A 23212-nucleotide genomic window follows, 5' to 3' on the forward strand; every position below is an offset into this window, starting at 1 on the left:
CACGACTACCACCGGATCGCCTCCGGCGAACCCCCTCCGACCCAGGGTTCACGCAGCGATCACACTGCACCTCACGCCCAACCTGGTCACCAACGGACCCCACCCGTGGGGGGCGTGACCCGCACGAGCCGATCAGGGGAGGAGGGCGAGGACGGCTCGGGCCTGGGCGACGGGGTCGCCGTCGGCGGGGGTGAGGACCAGCTCGGGCGCCGCGGGGGCCTCGTACGGGTCGTCGATGCCGGTGAAGCCCTTGATCTCGCCGGCCCGGGCCTTGGCGTAGAGGCCCTTGGGATCGCGCTGCTCGCACAGCTCGATGGGCGTGTCGACGAAGACCTCGATGAACGGCACCCCGGCATCGGCGTGCACCGCCCGGGCCCGGTCGCGCCCGGCCCGGTACGGGCTGATGAGCGGGACGATGGCCACCACACCGGCATCGGCGAGGAGGCGGGCCACCTCACCGGCCCGGCGGACGTTCTCGTCTCGATCCGCGGCGGTGAAGCCCAGATCGGCGTTGAGGCCGAGGCGGAGGTTGTCGCCGTCGAGCCGGTACGCCGGTCGCCCGGCGTCGACCAGCAGGCGCTCGAGCGCCACCGCCACGGTGGACTTGCCCGAACCGGACAGCCCGGTGAGCCAGACGGTGGCGCCGAGGCTGGGGCGGTCGGCGCGCTCGACCTCTCCCCCGTGCCACGTGACGTTGGTGCTCATCGGGTCAGGAGGGGGCGCTCGGGCCGAGGATCATGCCGGCGCCCACGGTGCGGTTGGTGCCCTCGTCGATGAGGATGAACGAGCCCGTGGTGCGGTTGCGGCGGTACTCGTCGAAGAAGAGCGGCTGGGTGGTGCGGATCTGCACCCGGCCGATCTCGTTCAGCGCCAGGGTCGACGCCGTCTCGTCGCGGTGCAGGGTGTTCACGTCGAGGCGGTACTGGACGTTCTTGACCAGGGCCCGGGCCGAGCGGGTGGTGTGCTTGATCGCCAGCTTGTCGCGGGCGCTCAGCACCGCGGCCTCGTTCATCCAGCACACCATGGCATCGAGGTCCTGACCGACGACCGGCTGGTTCTGCGGGCGGCACAGCATGTCGCCCCGGCTCACGTCGATCTCGTCGGCCAGGCGGACCGTGACCGACATCGGGCTGAACGCCTCGTCGACGGGACCGTCCTGGGTCTCGATGGCCGCGATGGTGGACGTGAAGCCCGAAGGGAGGACCATGACCGGGTCGCCCGGCTTGAACACGCCGCCGGCGACGGTGCCGGCATAGCCCCGGTAGTCGTGGAAGTCGCCCGAGTGCGGACGGATCACGTACTGGACCGGGAAGCGCGCATCGATCAGGTTGCGATCGGACGCGATGTGCACCTCCTCGAGGTGGTGCAGCAGCGACGAGCCCGTGTACCAGGGCGAGTTGTCGGACCGGGTCACCACGTTGTCGCCGTGCAGCGCCGACACGGGCACGAACGCCAGGTCGGTGATGTCGAGCTTGGCGGCGAAGCTGCGGAACTCGGCCTTGATCTCCTCGAACCGCTCCTCGGACCAGTCGACGAGATCCATCTTGTTGACGCACAGGACGAGGTGCGGGATGCGCAGCAGCGACGCCAGGAACGCGTGGCGGCGCGACTGCTCCACCAGGCCCTTGCGGGCGTCGACCAGCACCAGCGCCAGGTCGGCGGTGGACGCTCCGGTGACCATGTTCCGCGTGTACTGGATGTGCCCGGGGGTGTCGGCGATGATGAACTTCCGGCGGGGCGTTGCGAAGTAGCGGTAGGCCACATCGATGGTGATCCCCTGCTCCCGCTCGGCGCGCAGACCGTCGGTGAGCAGCGCCAGGTTGACGTACTCGGCCCCCATCGCCTCGCTGGACCGCTCGACCGCCTCGAGCTGGTCCTCGAAGATGGCCTTCGAGTCGTAGAGGAGCCGCCCGATCAGCGTCGACTTCCCGTCGTCGACCGACCCGGCCGTGGCAAACCGCAACAGCTCGCTCACTAGAAGTACCCCTCCTTCTTGCGGTCTTCCATGGCTGCTTCCGTGACTCGGTCGTCGGCTCGTGTTGCTCCCCGTTCGGTCACGCGGGTGGCGGCCACCTCTTCGATGACTGCTTCGACCGTTGCTGCTGAGCTCCGGACGGCGCCGGTGACCGTGATGTCGCCCACCGTGCGGTAGCGGACGGTCTCGATGAAGGTCTCTTCGCCTTCTTGGAGGGGGAGGAGGTCGGAGACGGCGAGGAGCATGCCGTCTCGTTCGAACACCTCGCGCTCGTGGGCGTAGTAGATCGACGGGATGTCGACCCCTTCCTCGCCGATGTACTGCCAGATGTCGAGCTCGGTCCAGTTGCTCAGGGGGAAGATGCGGAAGTGCTCGCCCTGGTGGTGGCGGCCGTTGTAGAGGCTCCACAGCTCGGGGCGCTGGTTCTTCGGGTCCCACTGCCCGAAGTCGTCGCGGTAGCTGTAGACGCGCTCCTTGGCCCGGGCCTTCTCCTCGTCGCGGCGGGCGCCACCGAACGCGGCGTCGAAGCGGTGCTGCTCGATGCCGTCGAGCAGCGTGGTGGTCTGCAGCCGGTTCCGCGTGGCGCGGATCCCGGTCTCCTCGGTCACCCGGCCCTGGTCGATCGACTCCTGCACCGACGCCACCAGGAGCTTCACGCCCAGCTCGCCGACGCGGCGGTCGCGGAACTCGATGACCTCATCGAAGTTGTGGCCGGTGTCGATGTGCATCACCGGGAACGGGATGCGAGCCGGCCAGAACGCCTTCTCCGCCAGGCGGAGCATGACGATCGAGTCCTTGCCGCCGCTGAACAGCAGGACGGGGCGCTCGAACTCGGCCGCGACCTCACGGATGATGTGGATCGATTCGGCTTCGAGCACCCGCAGGTGGGACAGCTCGTAGGTGGTGCTCATGCGCTCACTCGGGACGACGGTCTGGACCTGGTCTGGATCGGCAGCAGACGCACTCGCGAGAGCCGTTCCAAGTGCGATCAGCGTACGGCCCCGGACTCATTCCTGACCAGTTGAGTCGGGAATCACCCCGAGATCAGCCCTGCTGCTCGCTCAACCAGAGGTCGATCACGGTGCGCGCCTGGATGGCGAGGTAGGGGTGGCACACCAGCAGGTCGGGCAGGTACGGGTCGGCGTTGTTGTAGACGAGCGGGCTCCCGTCGAGGCGCGTGGCCACCAGGCCGGCGGCGGTGGCGACGGCCACGGGCGCACAGGAGTCCCACTCGTACTGGCCCCCCGAGTGCGGGTAGACATCGGCCTCGCCCAGCACGACCGCCGCCACCTTGGCCCCGGCGGAGCCCATCTCGACCAGCTCGGCGCCCAGCGCGTCGGCGAGGTGCAGGGCGATCGCCGGGGGCCGGGACCGGCTGACGATGACCCGGGGCTTCGCGGGCGGTGCCGGGGGCAGCACGGTGGCGGGCACCCGGTTGAGCACCAGCCCCTTCGCCGGCAGGGCGACCGCGCCGGCGATGGGTTGACCGCCGGACACGAGGGCCACGTGCACGGCCCAGTCGGAGCGGGGCGGCTCGGAGTACTCGCGCGTCCCGTCGAGCGGATCGACGATCCACACCCGCTCGGCGGCGAGGCGCTCGGTCCCGGTGCGGCCGGTGTCACCGCTCCCCTCCTCGGACAAGATGGCGTCGTCGGGTCGGAGGGCCCGCAGCCGCTCCATCAGGTACTCGTGGGCCACCCGGTCGCCGGTGGCCTTCAGCTCCGACGCCGGGGCGCCCTTGGCAGCGAGGTCGGCGCGCACCTCCAGGAGCAGGGCGCCCGCACCCTCGGCGAGCTCTGCGGCGAGGAGGTGGTCGGCGGCCAGGTCGGCCGGGGAGGGGTGGTGGTCCGTCATCGGAGCATCATGCCGGGCGCAGCGCCTGGACCACGAGGATGGCCATGTCGTCGCGGGCGCTGCGGCGGAAGGCGGAGACGGCCTGCTCGAGCCCCGCGGCGATCTCCTCGGCGGGGCGGCCCGCCAGGCCGGCCAGCGTGGCGACGAGGCGGTCCTCGCCGAACAGCTCCCTGCCGTCGCGGGCCTCGGTGACGCCGTCGGTGTAGAGCACGATGGCATCGCCGGGCTCGAGCTCGACGTGCGTGTCGGTGAGCAGCGGATCGTCGACGACGCCGAGCAGGGTGCCGGCGCAGTCGAGCGGTTCCGAGCGACCGTACGCCCGCACCAGCACCGGACGGGGGTGGCCGGCGCTGGAGGCCGAGACGCGGAGGTGGCCGGTGGCCGGGTCGTCGAGGTCGACGCGCAGGTAGGCGGCCGTGCAGAACCGCGAGTCGTCGATCTGCTGGAGCATGGCCTGGTTGGTCTGGGCCAGCACCCGGCTCGGCTCGCGCTCGTGGACGACGGCGCTGCGGAGGGTGTGGCGCACGAGGCCCGTGAGGGCGGCGGCGTCGGGGCCGCGGCCGCACACGTCGCCGACCACCACACCCCAGGAGCCGGGACCGACGGGCATGACGTCGTAGAAGTCGCCGCCGATCGGCACATCGGCTTCGGCGACGTCGTAGCGGGCGGCCAGGCCGAGCCCCGAGATCATCGGCATGGCCGGCGGCAGCAGCGCCGCCTGCAGCGAGCGCGCCACCCGGTTGCGCGAGTGGAAGAGGCGGCTGTTGTCGATGGCGAGCGCGGCGCGGGCGGCGAACTCCTCGATGAGCGCCAGGTCCTCGGCGTCGAACGCGGGGCGGTCGCCGATGCGCTGCAGCGAGAGCACGCCGAGGACCCCGGCGCGGCCCACCAGGGGCGCGACGGCCGCGGAGTGGCAGCCGAACCGGCGGAACACCTCGAGGTGCTCCGCGTCGGCCGACGCCCGCTGGTAGTCCTCGTCGCTGATGACCGTGTGGATCACGGACCGGCTCTGCGACGCCACGTCGCGCTCGCTGTAGACGCCGCCCTTGCCACCGAGCGCGGCCCGGCGCCGGCGCAGCTCGTGCACGTCGGCGAGCGGCCCCGGGTCGGTGGCGCGGCCGGCAGCCTCGACGAGCTGGCCGTCGTCGTCGACCAGGTCGATCAGGCTGACGTCGGCCAGGTACGGCACGCACAGCTCCGCCAGGCTCTCGAGGGTGACGTCGAGGTCGAGGCTGGCCCCGAGCAGGGCGCCGGCCTCGGCGAGGAACCCGAGCCGCTCGCGTGCGGTCTCGGCGGCCACGCGGGCGGCGTGCTCGCTGGCCAGGATCTCCTCCTGGAGCTGCTGGGCGCGCCGCTGGTCGGTGACGTCGGAGCACACGCCGACCAGGTGGAGCTGGGTCCCGCTGGCGGCCCCGCCGGTGCGGCGGCCCCAGCTCTCGATCCAGCGGACCTCACCGGTGTCGGGGCGGATGACCCGGTAGAAGTTGTGGACCTCGTCGCTCCCGGTGCGCGACGGCTGGCCGGCGAACACGGCGCGGTCGTCGGGGTGGACGTGCGCCAGGAACTCCTGGCCGACCCCCGTGAACGAGGCCGTGGTGAGGCCGTACATGGCGAGCGCCGACGCGTTGAGGGTCAGGCAGTCGCCGTCGAGGTCCCAGGACCAAGCGCCGAGGCCGCCGGCGCTGAGCGACAGGTCGAGGCGAGCGGAGCTGTCGCGCAGGGCCTGCTCGATCCTGGAGCGCTGCACGGCCAGGCCCATGGTGTTGGCGATCGACTGCACGAAGTGGACCTCGTCGTCGGTCCACGTCCGCAGGTCGAGGTCGTAGACCATGAGCGCACCCCACGGGCGGGACTCCCAGCCGATGGGAGCGGCGATGGCCGCGCGCACCTCGAAGCCGCGGTCGGGTGCGACCGCACGGAAGCGGGCGTCGCCGAGGAGGTCGCCGGTGGCCACCTCGGTGCCCTCCTGGACCACGTAGCCGGGGAGCGACGCCTTCCCCGGGGGGACGATCATCTTGGTCATCGTGCGCCGGCTCACGACCTTGCCGGCGTGGAGCCCGGCCCGGCCGCGGAGGCCCCGCCCATCGGCCAGCACCTCGAACAGCGCCACCTCGCCGAGGCCCAGCGTGTCGGCGGCGACGATCATCGCCTCGCGCAGGACCTCCTCGAGATCGCTCGACTGGAGACCGACCTGGCCGAGGTGGGCGACCGCAGCCTGCTGGCGCACGGCAAGGTTCCACTCCCCCGGGCTCCGATCGGTGCTCATGCTCGCTCGCGGGGGTCGGGGGACGCAGGACAGCAGGGGCGTGCACCGACGATGGGCCCACCCCGTCTCGGCAGGTTATCGGCCGAGTCGGCACCGGACCTGAGTCCTGCGAGACTGCTCCCGTGACCGACGTGACCGCTGCCGATGTCGTCTGGGGCGCGTTCAGCGACGCCGGGCCCTGGACGCTCGACCCCGATCTGCTGCCCTGGCAGGAGGGGCTGAGCGAGGAGCGGGCGGCGCTGGTGGCGTCGGTGCCCGATCTCACGCGCCGTCGCCTGCTCCCGCCCGCCCGACGCCTGGGGACCACCGTGGTGCACCTGGGCGGAGCGGTCGGGCGGTGGTGGCTCGGGGAGCGCCGCACCGGCGGCAGCGCGTCCATCGCCGACCTGGCCCACCGCCTCCGCGACGCGGCCGAGCAGCTCGGGCCGAGCTACATCAAGCTGGGCCAGATCGTGTCGTCGGGCCGGGGCCTGTTCCCCGATGAGCTGGTCGACCAGTTCAGCTCGCTGCGCGACCGCGTCCAGCCCGAGCCGTTCGCGGTGGTCCGCCAGGTCATCGAGGACGACCTGGGCCGCCCCCTGCACGAGGTGTTCGCGTCCGTCGACCGTCGGCCGCTGGCGGCCGCGTCGATCGCCCAGGTGCACGCCGCTCGCCTGGTCACCGGCGAGGAGGTGGTGATCAAGGTCCAGCGGCCCACGGTGGCGGCGCGCGTCCAGGCCGACCTCCGCGTCATGTCGTGGATCGCCCCGCTCCTGGTGGGCCGCATCCCGGTGGCCGCGCTCGCCAACCCGCCCGCCCTGGTGGAGCTGTTCGCCGAGACCATCGCCGAGGAGCTCGACTTCCGGCTCGAGGCGGAGAACATGATCGACGTGGGTCGCTCGTTCGCCCAGCTCGGGCAGCGCGGCTACGTGGTGCCCCGGCCGCACCCCACCCTCGTGACCCGGCGGGTCTTGGTGATGGAGCGCCTCTCGGGGTTCGCGTTCGACGACGCGGTGGGCATGCGGGGGGCGGGCATCGATACCGAGGCCGTGGTCCGCACCGGCATGATCGGCTTCCTCGAGGGCGCCATGATCCACGGGATCTTCCACGGCGACCTGCACGGCGGCAACCTGCTCGTGCTGGCCGACGGCCGCACCGGCCTCCTCGACTTCGGCATCACCGGCCGCCTGACCGAGCCGGAGCGCCAGGCGTTCCTGCGGCTGCTGGTCGGGGCGTCGATGAACGACCTGCGCGGGCAGCTCACCGCCCTCCGAGACCTGGGCGCGCTGCCGCCCACCACCGATCTGCGGGCGATGGCCGCCGAGCTGGGGCTCGACCAGCCGCCGGTCGACCCCACGTCGCTGTCGGCCGAGCAGCTCACCGGTGAGATCCAGCGGGTCGTCAAGGCCCTGCTCGGCGCCGGTGCCCGCCTGCCCAAGCCCCTCATGCTCTTCGTCAAGAACATGGTGTTCCTCGACGGGGCCATCGCCACGCTGGCCCCCGACCTCGACCTGTTCGCCGAGATCGCCGCCATCGCGATGTACATGGGGACCCGTCACGGCACCCAGATCGCGGCCGACGCTGGCCTGGCCGACGACGCGTGGCGCCTCGACCTGACCAACCTGCAGGAGAGCGTCGGGATCGATCCGGCCGTGGGCGGCGGGCTCACCCACCGCGAGCTCCGGGACCGCCGCCAGGTCATCCGCGACCGGATGGAGTCCCGCCCGGGACGGCGCCGCCGGCCCCGCCTCGGCCCCCGCTGACGCGGCACTAGGGTCCGCCCCGATGCGCGTCGTGATCGCCACCTGCTCCGTCGACTACCAGGGCCGGCTCAGCGCGCACCTCCCCCTGGCCAAGCGCCTGCTCATGGTGAAGGCCGACGGCTGCGTCGCCATCCACAGCGATGGCGGGGCCTACAAGCCGCTGAACTGGATGAACGCCCCGAACCGGCTCGAAGAGGCCGAGGGCGCGTGGACCGTCACCAACCCCAAGGGCGAGACCCTCCGGATCACGCTCCACGAGGTGCTCAGCGATTCCGCGTGGGAGCTCGGCGTCGATCCCGGCCTGCAGAAGGACGGGGTCGAGGCTCACCTCCAGGAGCTGCTGGCCGCCAACTGCACCACCCTCGGCGAGGGGCTGCGCCTCGTGCGGCGGGAGTACCCCACCGACATCGGCCCCGTCGACCTCCTCTGCCGTGACGCCCAAGGCGTCGCCATCGCCGTCGAGATCAAGCGCCGCGGCGAGATCGACGGCGTCGAGCAGCTCACCCGCTACCTCGACTTCTTGAACCGCGACCCGATGCTCCGACCGGTCAAGGGCATGTTCGTCGCCCAGCAGATCAAGCCCCAGGCCAAGGTGCTGGCGGCCGACCGTGGCATCGAGTGGATCGAGGTCGACTACGACGAGCTCCGCGGCATCGAGTCCAACGAGCTCCGGCTCTTCTGACGCCTGTGACCGGACCCGGACTCCTTCCCGGCGGCGCCCAGCCCCCTCAGGGCCTCGAGCCGTGGTGCCACACCATGCGCGGCGAGCAGGCCTGGCGCCACGACGTACCGGGCGGCGCCACGGCCCTGGCCACCTGGCGGGCCCTGAAGGACCGCCACCCGCGCACCGGCCTCTGGCCCATCCTGCTCGGCAGCGATCCCCAGGTGATCGACCAGCTCACGTGGCGCCTCGAGATGCTCAACCGCAACAAGCCGGGCATCCCCGACGTCGAAGATGCCCCCAGCGCCCCCGAGCTGTTCGTGCAGTGGATGGGCGATCCGGGAGACGACGAGTACCTAAGCGACGTGCCCCGGCACCTGGCCAAGCTCGAGCAGGACAGCGATGCCATCCGCGCCAAGCTCACCGCCCGGCCCGACGAAGCCGCCGTGAGGGCCCTCGCGGGCGACACGGTCAGCATCGCCCTGATCCCCGCCGTCGGCGGCTGGGAGGTCCCGGCCCTGCTGGCGTGGTCGGGCGCCGAGCGCGACGACATCGGCGGGCCCGAGCACCTCTCGGTGCTCCACTTCTGGCACGACGTGTACAGCGCCGACCTGGTCTCGATCGGCCTCGAGTCGATGGAGTGCCTGGTGGGCCGGCCGCCCGACGATGCCCGGTCCGCGTTCGAGCTGGCGGTGCAGCACTACGCGTACTGCCCGGAGCTGATGGACAACCTGGCACCGGCCATGGGCGCGCTGGCGGCCACCTTGTTCGGCCGCCACTGGCTGTTCGACTGGAGCTGAGCCCTACGGCACCCGGGCGTCGTACGCCGGCGTCGCCATGAGGTCGGCGGCGAGGTCCGCCAGGGTGCCCCCACCGTCGAGCAGCGCCACGTCGGCCGCGTGCTCGTCGGCCGTCGGCATGCGATCGAGCATGGCCGAGCGCAGCAGCACCGAGCCCACCTCGGACCGCATCTTGGTCACGTTCTCCGACGACTCGGAGAAGTTGAGCACGACCTGGCCCCGGCTGACCGCGCCCTTGTCGAGCTTGGCCACCCAGTAGGCGCGCCCGGCGGCATCGGCGTCGCGGTGCAGCACGTTGCGGTACACGAGGTCGACGAACGCGGTGCTGCTCAGGCTGCCGTACTTCCGCTTGAACTCCGTCGAGGCCGCGAAGGTGTCGGACGCCTTCTTGAGGGTGGTGCCCGACCGGAGCCGGCCCAGCCAGTAGCGGTACCCGGTCTCGTCGGGCAGACGGTCGAAGGAGGCCGAGTAGAGCCGGGTGGCCCGACCGCTGACATCGGCCGACCCGGCGAGCCCGGCGATGCCGGCGACCGTGGCCGCCGGGGTCTTGGCGCCCGACTGGAGCGCGGCGAGCCACTGCAGCGCCTCGGCCGGCGAGGGCTCGCGCCCGTGGAAGTCGAGGAACTGCTGGCGCACCAGCGTGTCGACCCGGCTGAACGGCGCCAACGCGACCGGGATGACCGCGGCGCTCAGCGCGCTCGGCGCCCCGTACCCCGAGGCGTTCCGGGCGGCGACGGCGAACCGGTAGCTCGTCCCGTCGGCCAGGGAGCCGAACGTGGTGCTGGTGACGGCGGACCCCAGGTCGATCGAGGCGGAGGGCGTGCTGCTCCCGTCGTCGTAGCGGTAGGCCCGGTAGCCCGTGATGAACTGCCGGCCGGTGTCGACGGGCTGGTTCCAGGACACGATCACCTTCTGATCGCCCCCGATGACGGCCTTCACCGTGGGCGGACCCGGCACCCCCTTGGCGCCTGCGGTGGTCCAGCCGAGGTCGTGGAGCATGCCGAGCGCGAGGTCGCCGGGATCGTGCAGGGCCTCGCCGTCGTCGAGGTACGGGGTCATCAGGGCGTTGGCGGTGCCCGTGGGGTACACGTCCTCGTCGAGGTGGGCCACCGACGAGCCCCGCTCGAACGGGTTGGGCGAGTACAGCCGGAGCAGGGTGCCCCCGTTGGCCGCCGTGCCCCACGGGCCGCCCCACTGCAGGCCGTCGCTCTGGAGGGCCAGACCGAGGCTGTAGGTGTCGCTGGCCATGTTGGTGATGGTGGTCCCGCCGTGGGTCCGCACGAAGCGGTCGTAGACGAAGGGGTACTTCGTACCGCTCCCCCACGTGCCGAGCCCGCTGGTGACGTCGGTGCTGTCGACGAGGCCCAGGCCGTGGCCGATCTCGTGGAGCACCACCGTGGTGAAGTCGGTCTTGTTGGCGGGGACGTTGCCGTCGGTGCCGAAGTACCAGCCCGCCCCGGGGCTGCTCTGGAACTCGGCCTCGATGTCGCTGTACGACGAGAGGTCGGTGCCGGCCCGGGCGTTGGCGAGCGCGATGGGGTACCAGGTGCCGGTGCGCGGCGCACCCGGGAAGTCACGGACGAAGTCGCCCGGCCCGGCGCCGCCCAGGATCCCCTGGGGCAGCCCCTTGTAGGTGGCCTTGATGCGGATCGGCTGGCTCGACTGCACGAGCACCGACCACAGGTCGACGGCCCGCTGGAACGCGGCCTTGGCCTCAGGGGTGAAGCCGGTGTAGCTCACCACGAACGTCGACTTCACGGCGCTGACGCGGGTGGACGGGGTGGGGCGCGGGGCGACGTGGCCCGTGGCGGGCGTCGACACCTCCCGGAGGTAGCTGAGGCCGCCGGCGTGGTGGACCACGCCGCTGCTCGCCGAGGCGGTGGCGGGCCGGGCGGAGGCCGCCGGCGCCATCGTGGTCAGGCCGAGCAGTCCCGCCAGGGCCACCAGCCCGGGAGCCAGAGCCGGGCGTCGTCGGTATGCGTTGTCCATCGAGATCGAGCTCCCGGCCCGTGGGCCCATCCGCCTGCGGGCCCGGGGGTGGACCGCGATCAGCACGCTTGCGGCATCGGCACGACCGGCACCAGCCTTGAACCGTACCGGCCGCCGCTTCAGGCGCCCAGGACCACCGGCGCGTGCTTGAGGCCGGCGATGATGGCCGAGCCCGTGCGCTGGACCTCGCCGGCAGGAGCCAGCGACGACCACCGGGCCACCATCTCCTCGAGCAGGACGCGCCCCTCGAGGCGGGCGAGGGCGGCACCGATGCAGAAGTGCGGCCCGAACCCGAGCGAGACGTGCGGGTTCGGCGTGCGATCGATCCGGAACGACTCGGCGTCATCGCCGAAGACCTCGCGGTCGCGGTTGGCGGCGGCGTACAGGAGCAGCACCGGGTCGCCTTCGGCGATGGCCTGGCCCCGGAGCTCGGTGGCGCCGGTGGCGGTGCGCATGAAGGCCACGACCGGGGTGGTCCAGCGCAGCCACTCCTCGACGCAGCCAGGGATGAGCGTGGGGTCGGCGACGAGCCGCGCCCACTGCTCGGGATCGTCGGCGAGCGCCCACAGGCCACCGGAGATCATGTTGCGGGTGGTCTCGTTGCCGGCGACGAGCAGCTGGTTGAAGAACATCAGCAGCTCGTCGTCGGTGAGGACCTCGCCATCGACCTCGACGTTGGCCAGCACCGAGATGAGGTCGGTCCCTTGGCCGCCGCGGCGCGACCTCCCGGCCTCCATCAGGTACGTCTGCATCTCGGCCATCAGCTCCATGCAGCGCTCGAAGCTCATGTCGGACGCCCCGGGGATCGTGGCGTCGGACCAGAGCACGAAGCGGTCGCGGTCGGCGTCGGGGATGCCCAGCAGGTCGGCGATCACGTGGACGGGGTACGGCTCGGCCAGGGCCGGCACGATGTCGACGACCTCACCGGTGGGCAGCTCGTCGAGCAGCCGCCGGGCCAGGGCCCGGATCGGCTCCTCGAGCGCCCGCATCCGCGACGGCGAGAACCCGGGCTGGACCAGCTTGCGGTACCGCGTGTGGTCGGGCGGGTCGGTGTGCATCATCGTCGGCGGCGACGGGTACTCGATGCCGATCTCGAGCGTGAGGATGCCCTTGGCCGAGCAGAACCGCTCGGGGTCGCGGGACACCTCGAGCACCTCGGGCTGGGTGCTGACCACCCACCACCCACCACCCTCGTCGGGCTGGTGCCACACGATGGGCGCCTGCTCCCGCAGCTGTGCGTACAGCGGGAACGGGTCGCCCGCGTAGAACGACTCGTCCACCAACGGCGCCGTGAGGTCCGGTGCCGTCGGCCGGGTCACGTCAGGCCTCCGTGAAGGTGGCGAGACCAGCATCGAGGACGACGCGCCCGTCGCTCCCGAGGGTCTGGAAGGTGGCTTCCCCGTTCCCGGTGGTCCACGCGTTGACGGTGAGCGTCTCACCCGGGAGCACCGGAGACGAGAACCGGCCCTCCATGCTGGTGAAGCGGGCCGGATCGGAGTCGCACAGCAGGTGCAGGAGCCCTCGGCCGGTGAAGCCGTACGTGCACAGGCCGTGGAGGATGGGCCGGTCGAAGCCGCCGAACGCGGCGAACGCCGGATCGGTGTGCAACGGGTTGCGGTCGCCCGACAGCCGGTACAGCAGGGCCTGATCGGTGCGCGTGGGGTACGAGATCGTGTGGTCGGGCGCTCGCTCGGGCGCGACGTTCTTGGGGCCCGACGGCCCGCGGTCGCCACCGAAGCCGCCCTCGCCGCGGATGAACGCCGACATCACGACCGTGAACAGCGGCTGGCCGGTGGCCACGTCGGTGGACGTGGAGGTGAGCTCGACGACCGCGCCCTTGCCCTTGTCGTAGATGCCGGTGATGGTGCCGATGCTCTCGATCTCGCCGCTGACGGGGATCGGCCCATGGAGGGTGATGGCCTCCTCGCCGTGGACGAGCATCGCCGGGTTGAACGTGCCGATGCTGCCGAACGCGCCGGCGGCGCCGTTGCTCAGCACCACGGCCATCGTGGGCAGCACCTGCAGGGCCGTGTCCTGCGTGTTCTCGGTGGTGAACTGGAGCTCCTGCAGCGGATCGACCGCGCCGGCGCCCACGCCGAGCGCGTAGATCATCGCATCGCGGGAGTCCCAGGTGTGGCGGATCGGGGCGCCGGTGGCGCCGACGGCGTCGGGGTTGATGGGCACGGGCCTACTCCTCGTCGAAGCCGAACATGTTGGCGTTGGGCCGAGCCTCGGCGACGAGCCGGCGGACCACGTCGCCCAGTTGAGCAGGATCGTCGGTGGGGTGCTCCTGGGTGGGGCCGCGGTGCCAGCCCTCGGCCACCGACAGCGCCTGGCCGGTGACGTCGAAGACGCGCCCGGTGACGCCGGCGGACTCGCTCGAGGCCAACCAGGTGACGATGGGAGCGATCCAGCGGGGCGACAGCATGGCCTTGGTCATGTCGTCGGCCTGGCCCATGCCGAGGTTCTCGGTCATGCGGGTGAGCGCCGCCGGGGCGATGGCGTTGCAGGTGACCCCGTAGCGCGACAGCTCCTTGGCGGCGATGACCGTGAAGGCGGCGATCCCGGCCTTGGCGGCGCCGTAGTTGGTCTGGCCGACGTTCCCGTAGATGCCCGACGGCGACGACGTGTTGATGATGCGACCATCGACCGCCTCGCCCGCCTTGGTCTGCTCGCGCCAGTAGGCGGCGGCGTGGCGAGCCGGCCCGAAGGTGCCCTTCAGGTGCACGGCGATGACGGCGTCCCACTCGGCCTCGGTCATGTTGGCGAGCATCCGGTCGCGCAGGATGCCGGCGTTGTTGATCAGCACGTCGAGCCGGCCGAAGGTGTCGATGGCCTGCTGGATGAGGCGCTCGGAGCCGGCCCAGGTGGAGATGTCGTCGCCGTTGGCCACCGCCTCCCCGCCGTTGGCCACGATCTCCGCGACCACGTCGTGGGCCGGGCCCGTGGACGAACCGCTGCCGTCCATCTCGCCGCCGATGTCGTTCACCACGACCTTGGCCCCTTGCTCGGCCAGCATCAGCGAGTGCTCCCGCCCGATCCCGCGCCCGGCACCGGTCACGATGCACACCCGTCCTTCGCAGATCCCCACAGCTGTCCCCTTCACCCCTGCCCCTGAGCAGGACGTCGTCTCTGTGCCTCGCCGGCATCGGCGCGGGCACCCGGACGCCCATCATGACAAACCCGCTGCCGGTCACGCGCGGTCGACGCGCGCGCCACGGATCGGAGCCGGTCACGTGCGAAGCTGGTTGGATGCGTCGCCCCCGCCTCCGGCTCGTGCTGGGGATCACCATCCCCGTGCTCGCCATCGTCCTCCTGCTCGCCGCGTGGTCGATCGATTCGTCGAGCGCCAGCGGCAAGGTCCCTCGGAACACCACCCTCGCCGGCCGCGACATCTCCAAGTTCGGCGAGGACGACCTGGCCGCCACCGTCGCCGACGTGGGCAGCGAGTACGCCACCACCGCCGTGCAGGTCCGCACCGCCGACAAGACCTACAAGGTGCCCGCCGAGCAGCTCGGGCTGAAGCTCGACGAGGAGGCCACCGTCCAGGCGGCGCTCGAGCTCGACCAGCACAAGTCCCTCGTCTCCCGGCCGCTGACCTGGGCATCGTCGTTCCTCGACGAGCGCACCGTCCCCCTGAAGTTCATGCTCGACCAGGCCCAGCTGCAGGCCGGGCTCGAGAAGCTCGGCGGCAACGCCAAGCCCACCGAGCCCACCGTGGTCGCCACGGCCGAAGGCTTCGGCATCGTCAGCGGCACCGATGGGACCACCATCGACGCCACCGGCCTCGGCGACCAGCTCCTCAAGCAGGCCCGGACCGGCGAGCTCCCGCTCGTGGTCAACGCCGACTCCGTCGCGGAGAAGCCCGCCGTCTCCGACGACGCCGCCAAGGCGCTCGCCACCAAGCTGACCACCGGTACCGCCAAGGGCCTCAAGGTCACCAGCGGCACCACCACGGCCACCATCCCCGCCGACACCGTCCGGTCGTGGCTCGGGTCCAAGATCACCGAGCACCAGATCGCCGCCACCCTCGATGCCGACAAGGCCGTCGCCGACCTCACCTCCTCCCTCCCCCAGCCCACCAAGGCCAAGGCTGCATCGATCACCCTCGTCAACGGCACCCCGACGATCACGCCGAGCGTCGACGGATCCAAGTGCTGCGCCGCCGACACCCCCGCCCGGGTCCTCGCCGCGGTCAACGGCGGCACCGGCGCCGTCGCCATCGCCCTCGAGGTCGACAAGCCCAAGTTCAACACCGAGGCGGCCCAGAAGCTCGGGATCAAGGAGCCCGTCGGCACCACCACCGAGTGGAAGGGCGTCCAGCAGGTCAAGAGCTTCACCACCTACCACGACTGCTGCGCCCCCCGGGTCACCAACATCCACCGCATCGCCGACATCGTCCGGGGCACCCTCGTCAAGCCCGGCGAGACGTTCTCCATCAACGGCACGGTCGGCCAGCGCACCACCGAGAAGGGCTTCGTCACCGCCGGGGCCATCGCCGACGGCGAGCACGTCGACGAGGTGGGCGGCGGCGTCTCCCAGTTCGCCACCACCATGTTCAACGCCGCCTTCTTCGCCGGCCTCCCCATCGAGAAGTACCAAGCCCACTCCGAGCACTTCGACCGGTACCCGTTCGGCCGCGAGGCCACCATGGGCTTCCCCAACCCCGACATGGCCTGGAAGAACAACACCCCCTACGGGATCATGATCTGGACCAGCTACACCGACACCAGCCTCACGATCACGCTGTACTCCACCCAGTACGCCTGGGGTGAGCAGACCGGCCAGACCACCGGCCGCAGCGGCAGCTGCACCACGGTCCACACGGTGCGCACCATCCACTACGAAGACGGCCGCACCGGCACCGACTCCTTCGGCGCGAGGTACCGCGACGAGGGGCACACGTCCTGCTAGTCCTCTCGTCACTCGTTCGGCTGCGCCTCACTCCGTTCCTCGAACTGTTCGACGGCCTGACGGCCGGCTGATTCCGCTCAGGGGCACGACTTCGTCGCACCCCTTCGGTCTTGGGGGGGCTCCGCAAGCTCCGCCCCCCAAACCCCCCGGGCTCGCTTCGCTCGGTACCCCTCCTCGCGCTCGTGGCTCGATCCTCACTGGGGCTCGCTCGGTCGCCCTTCCTCGCCGGTCGGCTGCTCCGGTCTGGGGGCGGGGCTGGCAGACTGGGGCGGTTGGCTTGGTGCGAAGGGCAGGGCAGGGCGCATGGAGGAGCTTCGGTTCGAGCATCGGATGACGGACTCCGATGCGCTGATGTGGACCATCGAGAAGGACCCGCTCCTGCGATCCACCATCACGGCCGTGATGATGCTCGACGCCCCTCCCGACGAGAAGCGCCTCCGCCACCTGCTCGAACGCGGCACCCGCCTGGTGCCCCGCATGCGCCAGCGGGTCCGAGGCAACCCGTACTCCATCGCCCCGCCACGCTGGGAGGTCGACCCCAACTTCGACCTCGACTACCACCTGCGCTGGGTCCGCGCCGTCGGCGACCGAGACCTCCGGTCCGTGCTCGACATGGCCCAGCCCATGGCCATGCAGGGCTTCGACCGGGCCCGGCCGCTCTGGGAGACCATGGTGGTCAGCGACCTCGCCGACGGGGGCGCCGCCCTCATCATGAAGATCCACCACGCCATCACCGACGGCGTGGGCGCGGTCCAGATCGCCCTGGTCCTCTTCGAGCTCGAGCGCGACGCCGCCCTCGAGGAGATGCCCGACGCCCCCGCAGCCGAGGTGCTCGGCCAGGTCAGCCGCTTCGTCGACGCCTTCCAGCACGAGCAGCGGCGCGGGCTGGGCATCGCCAAGCGCCTCCCGTCCGTCGCCGCCGCGGCCGCCAGCGCCGCCCTCGCCGACCCGCTCGGCTCCGCCAAACGCCTGTCCGAGACCGCGTCGTCGGTCGCCCGCCTCGCCGCTCCGGCTGCCGACCCGCTCTCACCGATCATGAAGGGGCGCTCCCTGTCGATGCACTTCGACACGGTCTCGCTCTCGCTGCCGGAGGCCAAGGCCGCCGCCAAGGCGGCCGGGGGCCGGCTCAACGACGCCTTCCTCGCCGCCACCGCCGCTGGGTTGCGCCGCTACCACGAGGAGCTCGGCCACCCCACCGACCACGTGCGCATCTCGATGCCCATCAACATCCGCGACGCATCCGATCCGGAGCAGACCGGCAACCACTTCGCCCCCGCCCGCTTCCCGCTCCCCCTCGACCTGCGGGAGCCGCAGGCGGCGATGGCCGCCATCAGCGAGCTCGTCCGCGCCGAACGGGCCGAGCCCGCGCTGGCCCTGGTCGATCCGCTCGCCGTCGTCTTGAACCGCCTGCCCACCTCGGTCACCACCGGGCTCTTCGGCGCCGCCCTGCGGGGCATCGACGTCGTGGCCAGCAACGTGCCCGGCGCCCCGTTCCAGCTGTTCACCGCCGGCGCCAGCATCCGATCGATGTTCGCGCTGGGACCGATGGCCGGGTCGGCCGTCAACGTCACGCTGCTCTCCTACCTCGACGAGGTGCACATCGGCATCAACCTCGATCCGGCCGCCGTCACCGAGCCCGACCGGTTCGTGGCCGCCTACCGAGCCGGCTGGGACGAGATCCTGGCCGCCGGGCCCGCCTAGCCGTGGCCGGCTCGGTGCCCCCGCCCCGGTTGGAGCCACCGGGCCGGCGGGCCGTACCCTCCGAACCGTGACCGAATCCACCGTGGCCGACGTGGCGATCGTCGGCGCCGGCCCCGCAGGGGCGGCGGCCGCCATCACCCTGGCCCGCGCCGGTCGGTCCGTCGCCCTCCTCGACAAGGCCACCTTCCCGCGAGACAAGATCTGCGGCGACGGGATCACCACCGGCGCCCTGCGCATCCTCGAGGACCTGGGCGTGCGCCCAGACGCCGTGGCCTCGTGGACCCCCGTCGACGACATCCACGTCGTCTCCCCCTCGGGCCGCATCGCCACCTTCCCGCTGCCGCGCCACCGCGGTCAGTTCGCTGCGGTCATGCGCCGCACCGACCTCGACGCCGCCATCGTCGACCTGGCCCGCAAGGCCGGTGCCGAGGTGCACGAGGACGCCGAGGTCACCGGGGCCACCGACGAGGGCACGCAGGTGGTCCTGACCCTCGCCGACGGCTCCACGGTCACCGCCGGCTACGTCATCGCCGCCGACGGGATGTGGTCGCCCATGCGCAAGCTGCTCGGGACCGCCGTCCCCGGCTACCTGGGCGACTGGCACGCGTTCCGGCAGTACTTCCACGACGTCGGCCCGGCCGCCCGCGACCTGTGGGTGTGGTTCGAGCCCGACCTGCTGCCCGGCTACGCCTGGTCGTTCCCGCTCCCCGACGGCGGCGCCAACGTGGGCTTCGGCATCCAGCGGGGCGCCAAGATCGCCACCAAGGAGATGAAGGCCCTGTGGCCCGAGCTCCTGGCCCGGCCCCACATCGCCGAGGTGCTCGGCCCTGATGCCGTGGCCGACGACCGGCACCAGGCGTGGCCCATCCCCGCCCGGGTGGGCGAGCTGGCCCTGACCGCCGGACGCGTGCTGTGGGTCGGCGACGCCGCCGCGGTCACCGACCCGATGACCGGCGAGGGCATCGGCCAGGCCCTGCTGACCGGTCAGCAGGCCGCCACCGCCATCATCCGCTCCGGCGCGGCACCCGGGGCGGTCAGGGCCGGCTACGAGCAGGCGGTCGCTCGCGACCTGGTGCCCGACCACAAGATGTCGCTGCTGCTCATCCGGGCGCTCAAGCACCGCCGGGGGGCCCGCAGCGCCATCCGCGTGGCCGACCTCACCCCGTGGACGCGCCGCAACTTCGCCCGCTGGCTGTTCGAGGACGAGCCCCGAGCCATCGCGATCACCCCGGGCCGGTGGCACCGCAAGGTCCTGCGCCGCGACGGCGCCTACGCGCCTCCCAGCAGCAGCTGAGCGCCACCCGCCTCCAGCTCGCCAGCCCGGCTCAACTACCGTCAGCACCTCATGTCGGCCACCACCCTCGACCGCGAGCGCGTCCCGGAACCAACGGTCGAGCGCCGACCCGCCAAGCCGACCTTCCGCCCCGATGTCGACGCGCTCCGCGCCGTGGCGATCGTGCTGGTGGTGCTGTACCACGCCCACATCCCCGGCCTCGACGGCGGGTTCGTCGGTGTCGACGTGTTCTTCGTGATCTCCGGGTACCTGATCACCCGGAACCTCCTCGCCGAGCACTCGTCGTCGGGGCGGATCGCCCTGGGCGGGTTCTGGGCGAGGCGGCTGCGCCGGCTGGTGCCCGCCATGTCGGTGATGGTGCTGGTGACGCTGGTGGCGGGGACGGTGGTGCTGATGCCGCTGCGGTGGAGCGAGCTCTCCGCCCAGGGCGTGGCCGCATCGCTGTACTACGCGAACTACCACTTCGCCGCTCAGACCAGCAACTACTTCGCCACCGACGTGGCGTCGTCGCCCCTGCTCCACACGTGGTCGCTCGCCGTGGAGGAGCAGTTCTACCTGGTGTGGCCCCTCGTGTTCGCCGGCGCGCTCGCCGTGGGCCGGCGCCTCCACCGCTCGCAGACGGCCCTGGTCGCGATGCTCGCCGTGCTCACGGTCGGGTCGTTCGCGATCAGCACGTCGCTGGTGGCCAGCGGCAGCCCGCTGGGGTTCTACGGCCTCCCTTCGCGGGCCTGGGAGTTCGGCGTCGCCGGCCTGCTCGCGGTGGCCACCACTCGGATCCGCGGGACGCTGCGGCCGCTGACCGCGGCGGTGCTCGGCGTCGGCGGCCTGGTGGCCATCTTGGCGGTCGCCCACACCTACGACGCCTCCACCCCCTTCCCGGGGCGCGCCGCGCTGATCCCGGTGTTCGGCACCGTCGCCGTGATCGCCGCCGGCTCGTGGTCGAAGGCCACGTGGGTCGCGGCCGTCGGTCCGCTCCGGTGGCTGGGCCGGGTGTCGTACTCCTGGTACCTGTGGCACTGGCCGGCGATGGTGCTCACCGTCCTCGCCCTCGACCACGACACCGCCACCGTGCGCCTCGGCGCGGCCATCGCCGCCCTGGGCGTGGCGTACGTCAGCCTCCGGCTCCTCGAGGACCCCATCCGGCGGTCGCCGCGCCTCAACCGCTCGGGGTCCGCCACCGCCGCCATGGCCATCGGGTTCACCGCCCTCGCCCTCGCCGGGGCCGTGGGTGTGAACATCCACCGCGACCAGGTCTTCAAGGGCAGCTTCCAGCGGGATCTGGCCGCCGCCGCCGACAAGGACTGGCTCGACGTCTGCCGGTGGAGCCGCGATCCGCACGGCGCCAAGGTCTGCACCGTGGGTGACGCCACGGCCGACCGCACCATCGTGGTGACCGGCGACTCCCACGCCATGTCCTGGACCCCGGCGTTCGACCAGGCCGGCACCGACCTGGGCCTGCGGGTGCTCGTCCGGGCCGCCAGCACCTGCCCCGGCGTGCAGGTCCCCACCATCTCCGAGGTCACCCACAAGCTCAACCAGGACTGCGTCGACTACCAGGCCGCCACCCGCCGGCTCATCGATGACACCCGGCCCGAGACGGTCGTCCTCGTCGGCAGCGACCTCACCCGCCAGGTGGCCGATGCCGACGGCAACCAGGTGGAGGGCCGCGGCAACCAGCTGGTCGTCTGGGCCGACGCCCTCAAGATCATGCGCGACGAGCTCACCGCCCAGGGGGCCACGGTCGGCGCCCTCCTCGACAACCCGCGCATCTACCCCGAGCCGCTCGAGTGCATGGCCGAGACCCACGACCTCGAGGCCTGCGGGCGCAGCCGCACCGAAGCCCAGCGCCGGGTCAAGCGCCACATCGCCAACGAGCGCCGCGTGCTCGGCGCCGACGCCACCATGGACACGTTCGACCTGGCGTGCGAGGGCGACCCGTGCGCCATCTGGAGCCACGGCCGCTACGTCTACGCCGACGAGGGCCACCTCACCAGCGCCTTCACCAGAGCCCACGCTGACGACGTCGCCGCCTTCCTCCAGCGCCTCCAGGCCCCGAAGTAGCCGTCGGCCGCGCCAGGCGTCAGACTCGTGGGCATGAGTCAGCTCGAGACCACGGTCGACACCACCACCGAGCAGGTCACCAACCCGGTGACCGACGACGGCGACCACGAGAAGTTCGCCCACGTGGTGGTGCCCGCCTCGGCGGTCACCGAGGCGTACATCACCGGCACGCCGGTCACCGCGCTGTGCGGCAAGACCTGGGTCCCCACGCGGGATCCGGGCCGCTACCAGGTGTGCCCCACCTGCCAGGAGATCCTCGACGCCGCCCGGGCGGCCCACGGCGGCTCCTGACCGGGTCTGATCGGGCCGGAGCAGCCCGGCCGGTCCCGCGGGACTAGCTGGCCCACTCCTTGAGGGAGCTGACGATGCTCGTCTGGGTCTGGTCGCCGGTGGGCACGGGGATCACGTTGAGGTGGGTGACGCCCGCCTCGCCGAACGCGGCGATGCGCTCCTTCACGTAGCCCTCGGGACCGACCAGCGAGATGGCCTCGAGGAAGTCCTGCGGGATGATCGCCGCCGCCTCCTTCTTCTTGCCGTCGAGGTACAGGTCCTGGATCTCCTTGGCCTCGGCCTCGTAGCCGTAGCGCTGGAACAGGGTGTTGTAGAAGTTCTTGCCGCGGGCGCCCATGCCGCCGACGTAGAGCGCCACCATCGGCCGTACGAAGTCGAGCATGCCCTTCACGTCGTCGCCGATGGCGACGATGCCGCCGGCGGTGATCTGGAGGGTGTCGAGGCTGGCGTCGCGCGCGGCCGCCCCGATGGCGAGGTCTTCGCCCCACACGTCGGCCGCCTTGGCCGGGTCGAACAGGATCGGCATCCAGCCGTCGGCCACCTCGGCGGTCATCTGCACGTTCTTGGGGCCGAGCGAGGCCACCCAGATCGGGATCCGGGGGCGCACGGGGTGGGCGATGATCTTGAGCGGCTTGCCGAGGCCGGTGCCCTCGCCCTCGGGCAGCGGCATGTTGTAGTAGCGGCCCTCGTGGGTGAGCTTGTCCTCGCGGGCCCACACCTCGCGGCACACGTCGATGATCTCCCGGGTGCGGCCGATCGGGGCGTCGTACTTCACGCCGTGCCAGCCCTCGATCACCTGCGGGCCCGAGGCGCCGAGGCCCAGCACGCACCGACCGTCGGACAGGGCGTCGACGCCCGCCGCGGTCATGGCGATCAGCGTGGGCGTGCGGGTGTAGATCGGCAGGATGCCCGACGCGATCTGCACGGTGGAGGTCTTGGCGGCCAGGTAGCCCATGAGGCTGGCCCCGTCGAAGCCGTAGGCCTCGGCCACCCACACCAGGTCGAGCCCGGCGCGCTCGAGCTCGGCGACCGTGTCGGCCGCCTCCTTGAAGCCGCCGCTGTAGCTGAGCTGCATGCTGATCTGCACGAGGGATCCCCTTGATCGCTGACCGACCGCCTTGACCGGCGGGTCAACCCTAGCGAGGCGCTCCGGCTCGATCGTCAGCCGGAGGGGGGACCTGCGGGCGGGATCAGGCGGCGAGGCGCTCCCGGGCCGCCTTGGCCCGGTCGATGAACTTCTGGGGCACGAACGTGCCGTTGGGGGTGGTCTGGCCGCCGCCGCCACCGTCGTCGGCCCCGGCATCGTCGCCGCCGCCGCTGTCGGCCTCGACGGCCGTGCTGGTGACGCCGTTGCGCTGGTCCTCGAGGTCTTGCTTGGTGGCGAGCTTGTCCCGCGACACCGAGCCGAGCACCACGCCGTTCTCGAACCGGACCCAGTAGCGGATCCAGGTGAGCCCGTTGACCAGGATGACCTTGCCGGCGGTGCCTTCGGGCACGTCGCGCAGCTCGGCGGTGGCGACGACCTTGGCGCCCTTGGTCAGGTGGTTCGAGACGACTGCGGTCTTGGCCATGGCCCGCAATCGTGCCCGGTCACGGGCTGCTCCCGCCACTTGGCGACGAGGACCTGCCGGATTGTTCGTTCGCCAGGGAAATAGTTTCCCATG

At 71.9% G+C, this 23212-nt stretch carries 19 protein-coding genes; 8 read left to right on the plus strand and 11 right to left on the minus strand.

Annotation, left to right across the window (positions count from 1 at the left end):
- Positions 1–132 precede the first annotated feature (132 nt).
- The 5 genes from cysC to ACPPVX_RS02190 form a co-directional block, all read right to left on the minus strand.
- Positions 133–705 (minus strand): adenylyl-sulfate kinase, encoded by a 573-nt coding sequence (gene cysC / locus ACPPVX_RS02170; RefSeq protein WP_426573241.1) that lies wholly within the window; start codon positions 703–705, stop codon positions 133–135.
- 4 nt (positions 706–709) lie between these two features.
- Entirely contained in the window at positions 710–1975 is a 1266-nt protein-coding gene (gene cysN / locus ACPPVX_RS02175; protein ID WP_426573242.1) for a sulfate adenylyltransferase subunit CysN, read from the minus strand.
- Complete coding sequence (cysD, locus tag ACPPVX_RS02180; RefSeq protein ID WP_426573243.1) at positions 1975–2886, minus strand: sulfate adenylyltransferase subunit CysD; 912 nt, start codon at positions 2884–2886, stop codon at positions 1975–1977. Before cysD ends, cysN begins: the two co-directional genes overlap by 1 nt.
- 133 nt (positions 2887–3019) lie before the next feature.
- Positions 3020–3829: a 3'(2'),5'-bisphosphate nucleotidase CysQ gene (locus ACPPVX_RS02185; protein ID WP_426573244.1), complete on the minus strand. Its 810-nt coding sequence runs from the start codon at positions 3827–3829 to the stop codon at positions 3020–3022.
- 7 nt (positions 3830–3836) lie between these two features.
- Positions 3837–6095, minus strand: coding sequence for a SpoIIE family protein phosphatase (locus ACPPVX_RS02190; protein ID WP_426573245.1), 2259 nt, complete (start codon positions 6093–6095; stop codon positions 3837–3839).
- A 122-nt stretch (positions 6096–6217) separates the two neighbouring features.
- On the opposite strand from ACPPVX_RS02190, the gene ACPPVX_RS02195 reads away from it, so the two are divergent.
- From ACPPVX_RS02195 to ACPPVX_RS02205, 3 genes are read left to right on the plus strand one after another with little or no spacing between them, the layout of a single operon-like run.
- The gene (locus ACPPVX_RS02195; protein ID WP_426573246.1) at positions 6218–7837 is read left to right on the plus strand and encodes an ABC1 kinase family protein; all 1620 of its coding nucleotides are present in this window, start codon (positions 6218–6220) and stop codon (positions 7835–7837) included.
- A gap of 22 nt (positions 7838–7859) precedes the next feature.
- Positions 7860–8519 (plus strand): endonuclease NucS, encoded by a 660-nt coding sequence (gene nucS / locus ACPPVX_RS02200; protein ID WP_426573247.1) that lies wholly within the window; start codon positions 7860–7862, stop codon positions 8517–8519.
- 5 nt (positions 8520–8524) lie between these two features.
- On the plus strand, positions 8525–9298 hold the full coding sequence (locus tag ACPPVX_RS02205) for a DUF4253 domain-containing protein (protein WP_426573249.1): 774 nt from the start codon (positions 8525–8527) through the stop codon (positions 9296–9298).
- Positions 9299–9301: 3 nt separating this feature from the next.
- On the opposite strand, the gene ACPPVX_RS02210 is transcribed toward ACPPVX_RS02205, so the two are convergent.
- From ACPPVX_RS02210 to ACPPVX_RS02225, 4 genes are all read right to left on the minus strand, one after another.
- The gene (locus ACPPVX_RS02210; protein ID WP_426573250.1) at positions 9302–11287 is read right to left on the minus strand and encodes a DUF4214 domain-containing protein; all 1986 of its coding nucleotides are present in this window, start codon (positions 11285–11287) and stop codon (positions 9302–9304) included.
- Between the two features lie 119 nt (positions 11288–11406).
- Entirely contained in the window at positions 11407–12606 is a 1200-nt protein-coding gene (locus tag ACPPVX_RS02215; protein ID WP_426573251.1) for a cytochrome P450, read from the minus strand.
- 1 nt (position 12607) lies between these two features.
- Positions 12608–13471: a MaoC/PaaZ C-terminal domain-containing protein gene (locus ACPPVX_RS02220; protein ID WP_426573252.1), complete on the minus strand. Its 864-nt coding sequence runs from the start codon at positions 13469–13471 to the stop codon at positions 12608–12610.
- 4 nt (positions 13472–13475) lie between these two features.
- The gene (locus ACPPVX_RS02225; protein ID WP_426573253.1) at positions 13476–14378 is read right to left on the minus strand and encodes an SDR family oxidoreductase; all 903 of its coding nucleotides are present in this window, start codon (positions 14376–14378) and stop codon (positions 13476–13478) included.
- 161 nt (positions 14379–14539) lie between these two features.
- Between ACPPVX_RS02225 and ACPPVX_RS02230 the strand changes: the two genes are divergently transcribed.
- The 5 genes from ACPPVX_RS02230 to ACPPVX_RS02250 all read left to right on the plus strand — a co-directional run bounded on the left by ACPPVX_RS02230 (position 14540) and on the right by ACPPVX_RS02250 (position 21548).
- A complete protein-coding gene (locus tag ACPPVX_RS02230) occupies positions 14540–16201 on the plus strand; it encodes a VanW family protein (RefSeq protein WP_426573254.1) in 1662 nt (553 codons plus the stop codon).
- A 330-nt stretch (positions 16202–16531) separates the two neighbouring features.
- On the plus strand, positions 16532–17902 hold the full coding sequence (locus ACPPVX_RS02235) for a wax ester/triacylglycerol synthase domain-containing protein (RefSeq protein ID WP_426573255.1): 1371 nt from the start codon (positions 16532–16534) through the stop codon (positions 17900–17902).
- A 67-nt stretch (positions 17903–17969) separates the two neighbouring features.
- On the plus strand, positions 17970–19196 hold the full coding sequence (locus ACPPVX_RS02240) for an NAD(P)/FAD-dependent oxidoreductase (protein WP_426573256.1): 1227 nt from the start codon (positions 17970–17972) through the stop codon (positions 19194–19196).
- 51 nt (positions 19197–19247) lie between these two features.
- Complete coding sequence (locus ACPPVX_RS02245; RefSeq protein WP_426573257.1) at positions 19248–21257, plus strand: acyltransferase family protein; 2010 nt, start codon at positions 19248–19250, stop codon at positions 21255–21257.
- 33 nt (positions 21258–21290) lie between these two features.
- Positions 21291–21548, plus strand: a complete 258-nt coding sequence (locus ACPPVX_RS02250; protein ID WP_426573258.1) for a DUF3039 domain-containing protein — start codon at positions 21291–21293, stop codon at positions 21546–21548.
- A gap of 43 nt (positions 21549–21591) precedes the next feature.
- On the opposite strand, the gene ACPPVX_RS02255 is transcribed toward ACPPVX_RS02250, so the two are convergent.
- Positions 21592–22635 carry an LLM class F420-dependent oxidoreductase gene (locus tag ACPPVX_RS02255; RefSeq protein WP_426573259.1) on the minus strand — a complete coding sequence of 348 codons (1044 nt, stop codon included), beginning with the start codon at positions 22633–22635 and terminating at the stop codon, positions 21592–21594.
- Between the two features lie 103 nt (positions 22636–22738).
- Entirely contained in the window at positions 22739–23119 is a 381-nt protein-coding gene (locus ACPPVX_RS02260) for a hypothetical protein (protein WP_426573260.1), read from the minus strand.
- Between the last annotated feature and the right edge of the window lie 93 nt (positions 23120–23212).

This window comes from Aquihabitans sp. McL0605 (assembly GCF_049993875.1).
In the GTDB taxonomy this organism is placed as follows: domain Bacteria; phylum Actinomycetota; class Acidimicrobiia; order Acidimicrobiales; family Iamiaceae; genus Aquihabitans.

Excerpts from the sequence above, each read along its gene's own strand:
- cysC (WP_426573241.1), bottom strand. The coding sequence starts at position 705 with ATGAGCACCAACGTCACGTGGCACGGGGGAGAGGTCGAGCGCGCCGAC.
- cysD (WP_426573243.1), bottom strand. The coding sequence starts at position 2,886 with ATGAGCACCACCTACGAGCTGTCCCACCTGCGGGTGCTCGAAGCCGAA.
- ACPPVX_RS02185 (WP_426573244.1), bottom strand. The coding sequence starts at position 3,829 with ATGACGGACCACCACCCCTCCCCGGCCGACCTGGCCGCCGACCACCTC.
- ACPPVX_RS02190 (WP_426573245.1), bottom strand. The coding sequence starts at position 6,095 with ATGAGCACCGATCGGAGCCCGGGGGAGTGGAACCTTGCCGTGCGCCAG.
- nucS (WP_426573247.1), top strand. The coding sequence starts at position 7,860 with ATGCGCGTCGTGATCGCCACCTGCTCCGTCGACTACCAGGGCCGGCTC.
- ACPPVX_RS02210 (WP_426573250.1), bottom strand. The coding sequence starts at position 11,287 with ATGGACAACGCATACCGACGACGCCCGGCTCTGGCTCCCGGGCTGGTG.
- ACPPVX_RS02230 (WP_426573254.1), top strand. The coding sequence starts at position 14,540 with ATGCGTCGCCCCCGCCTCCGGCTCGTGCTGGGGATCACCATCCCCGTG.
- ACPPVX_RS02235 (WP_426573255.1), top strand. The coding sequence starts at position 16,532 with ATGACGGACTCCGATGCGCTGATGTGGACCATCGAGAAGGACCCGCTC.
- ACPPVX_RS02245 (WP_426573257.1), top strand. The coding sequence starts at position 19,248 with ATGTCGGCCACCACCCTCGACCGCGAGCGCGTCCCGGAACCAACGGTC.
- ACPPVX_RS02250 (WP_426573258.1), top strand. The coding sequence starts at position 21,291 with ATGAGTCAGCTCGAGACCACGGTCGACACCACCACCGAGCAGGTCACC.
- ACPPVX_RS02260 (WP_426573260.1), bottom strand. The coding sequence starts at position 23,119 with ATGGCCAAGACCGCAGTCGTCTCGAACCACCTGACCAAGGGCGCCAAG.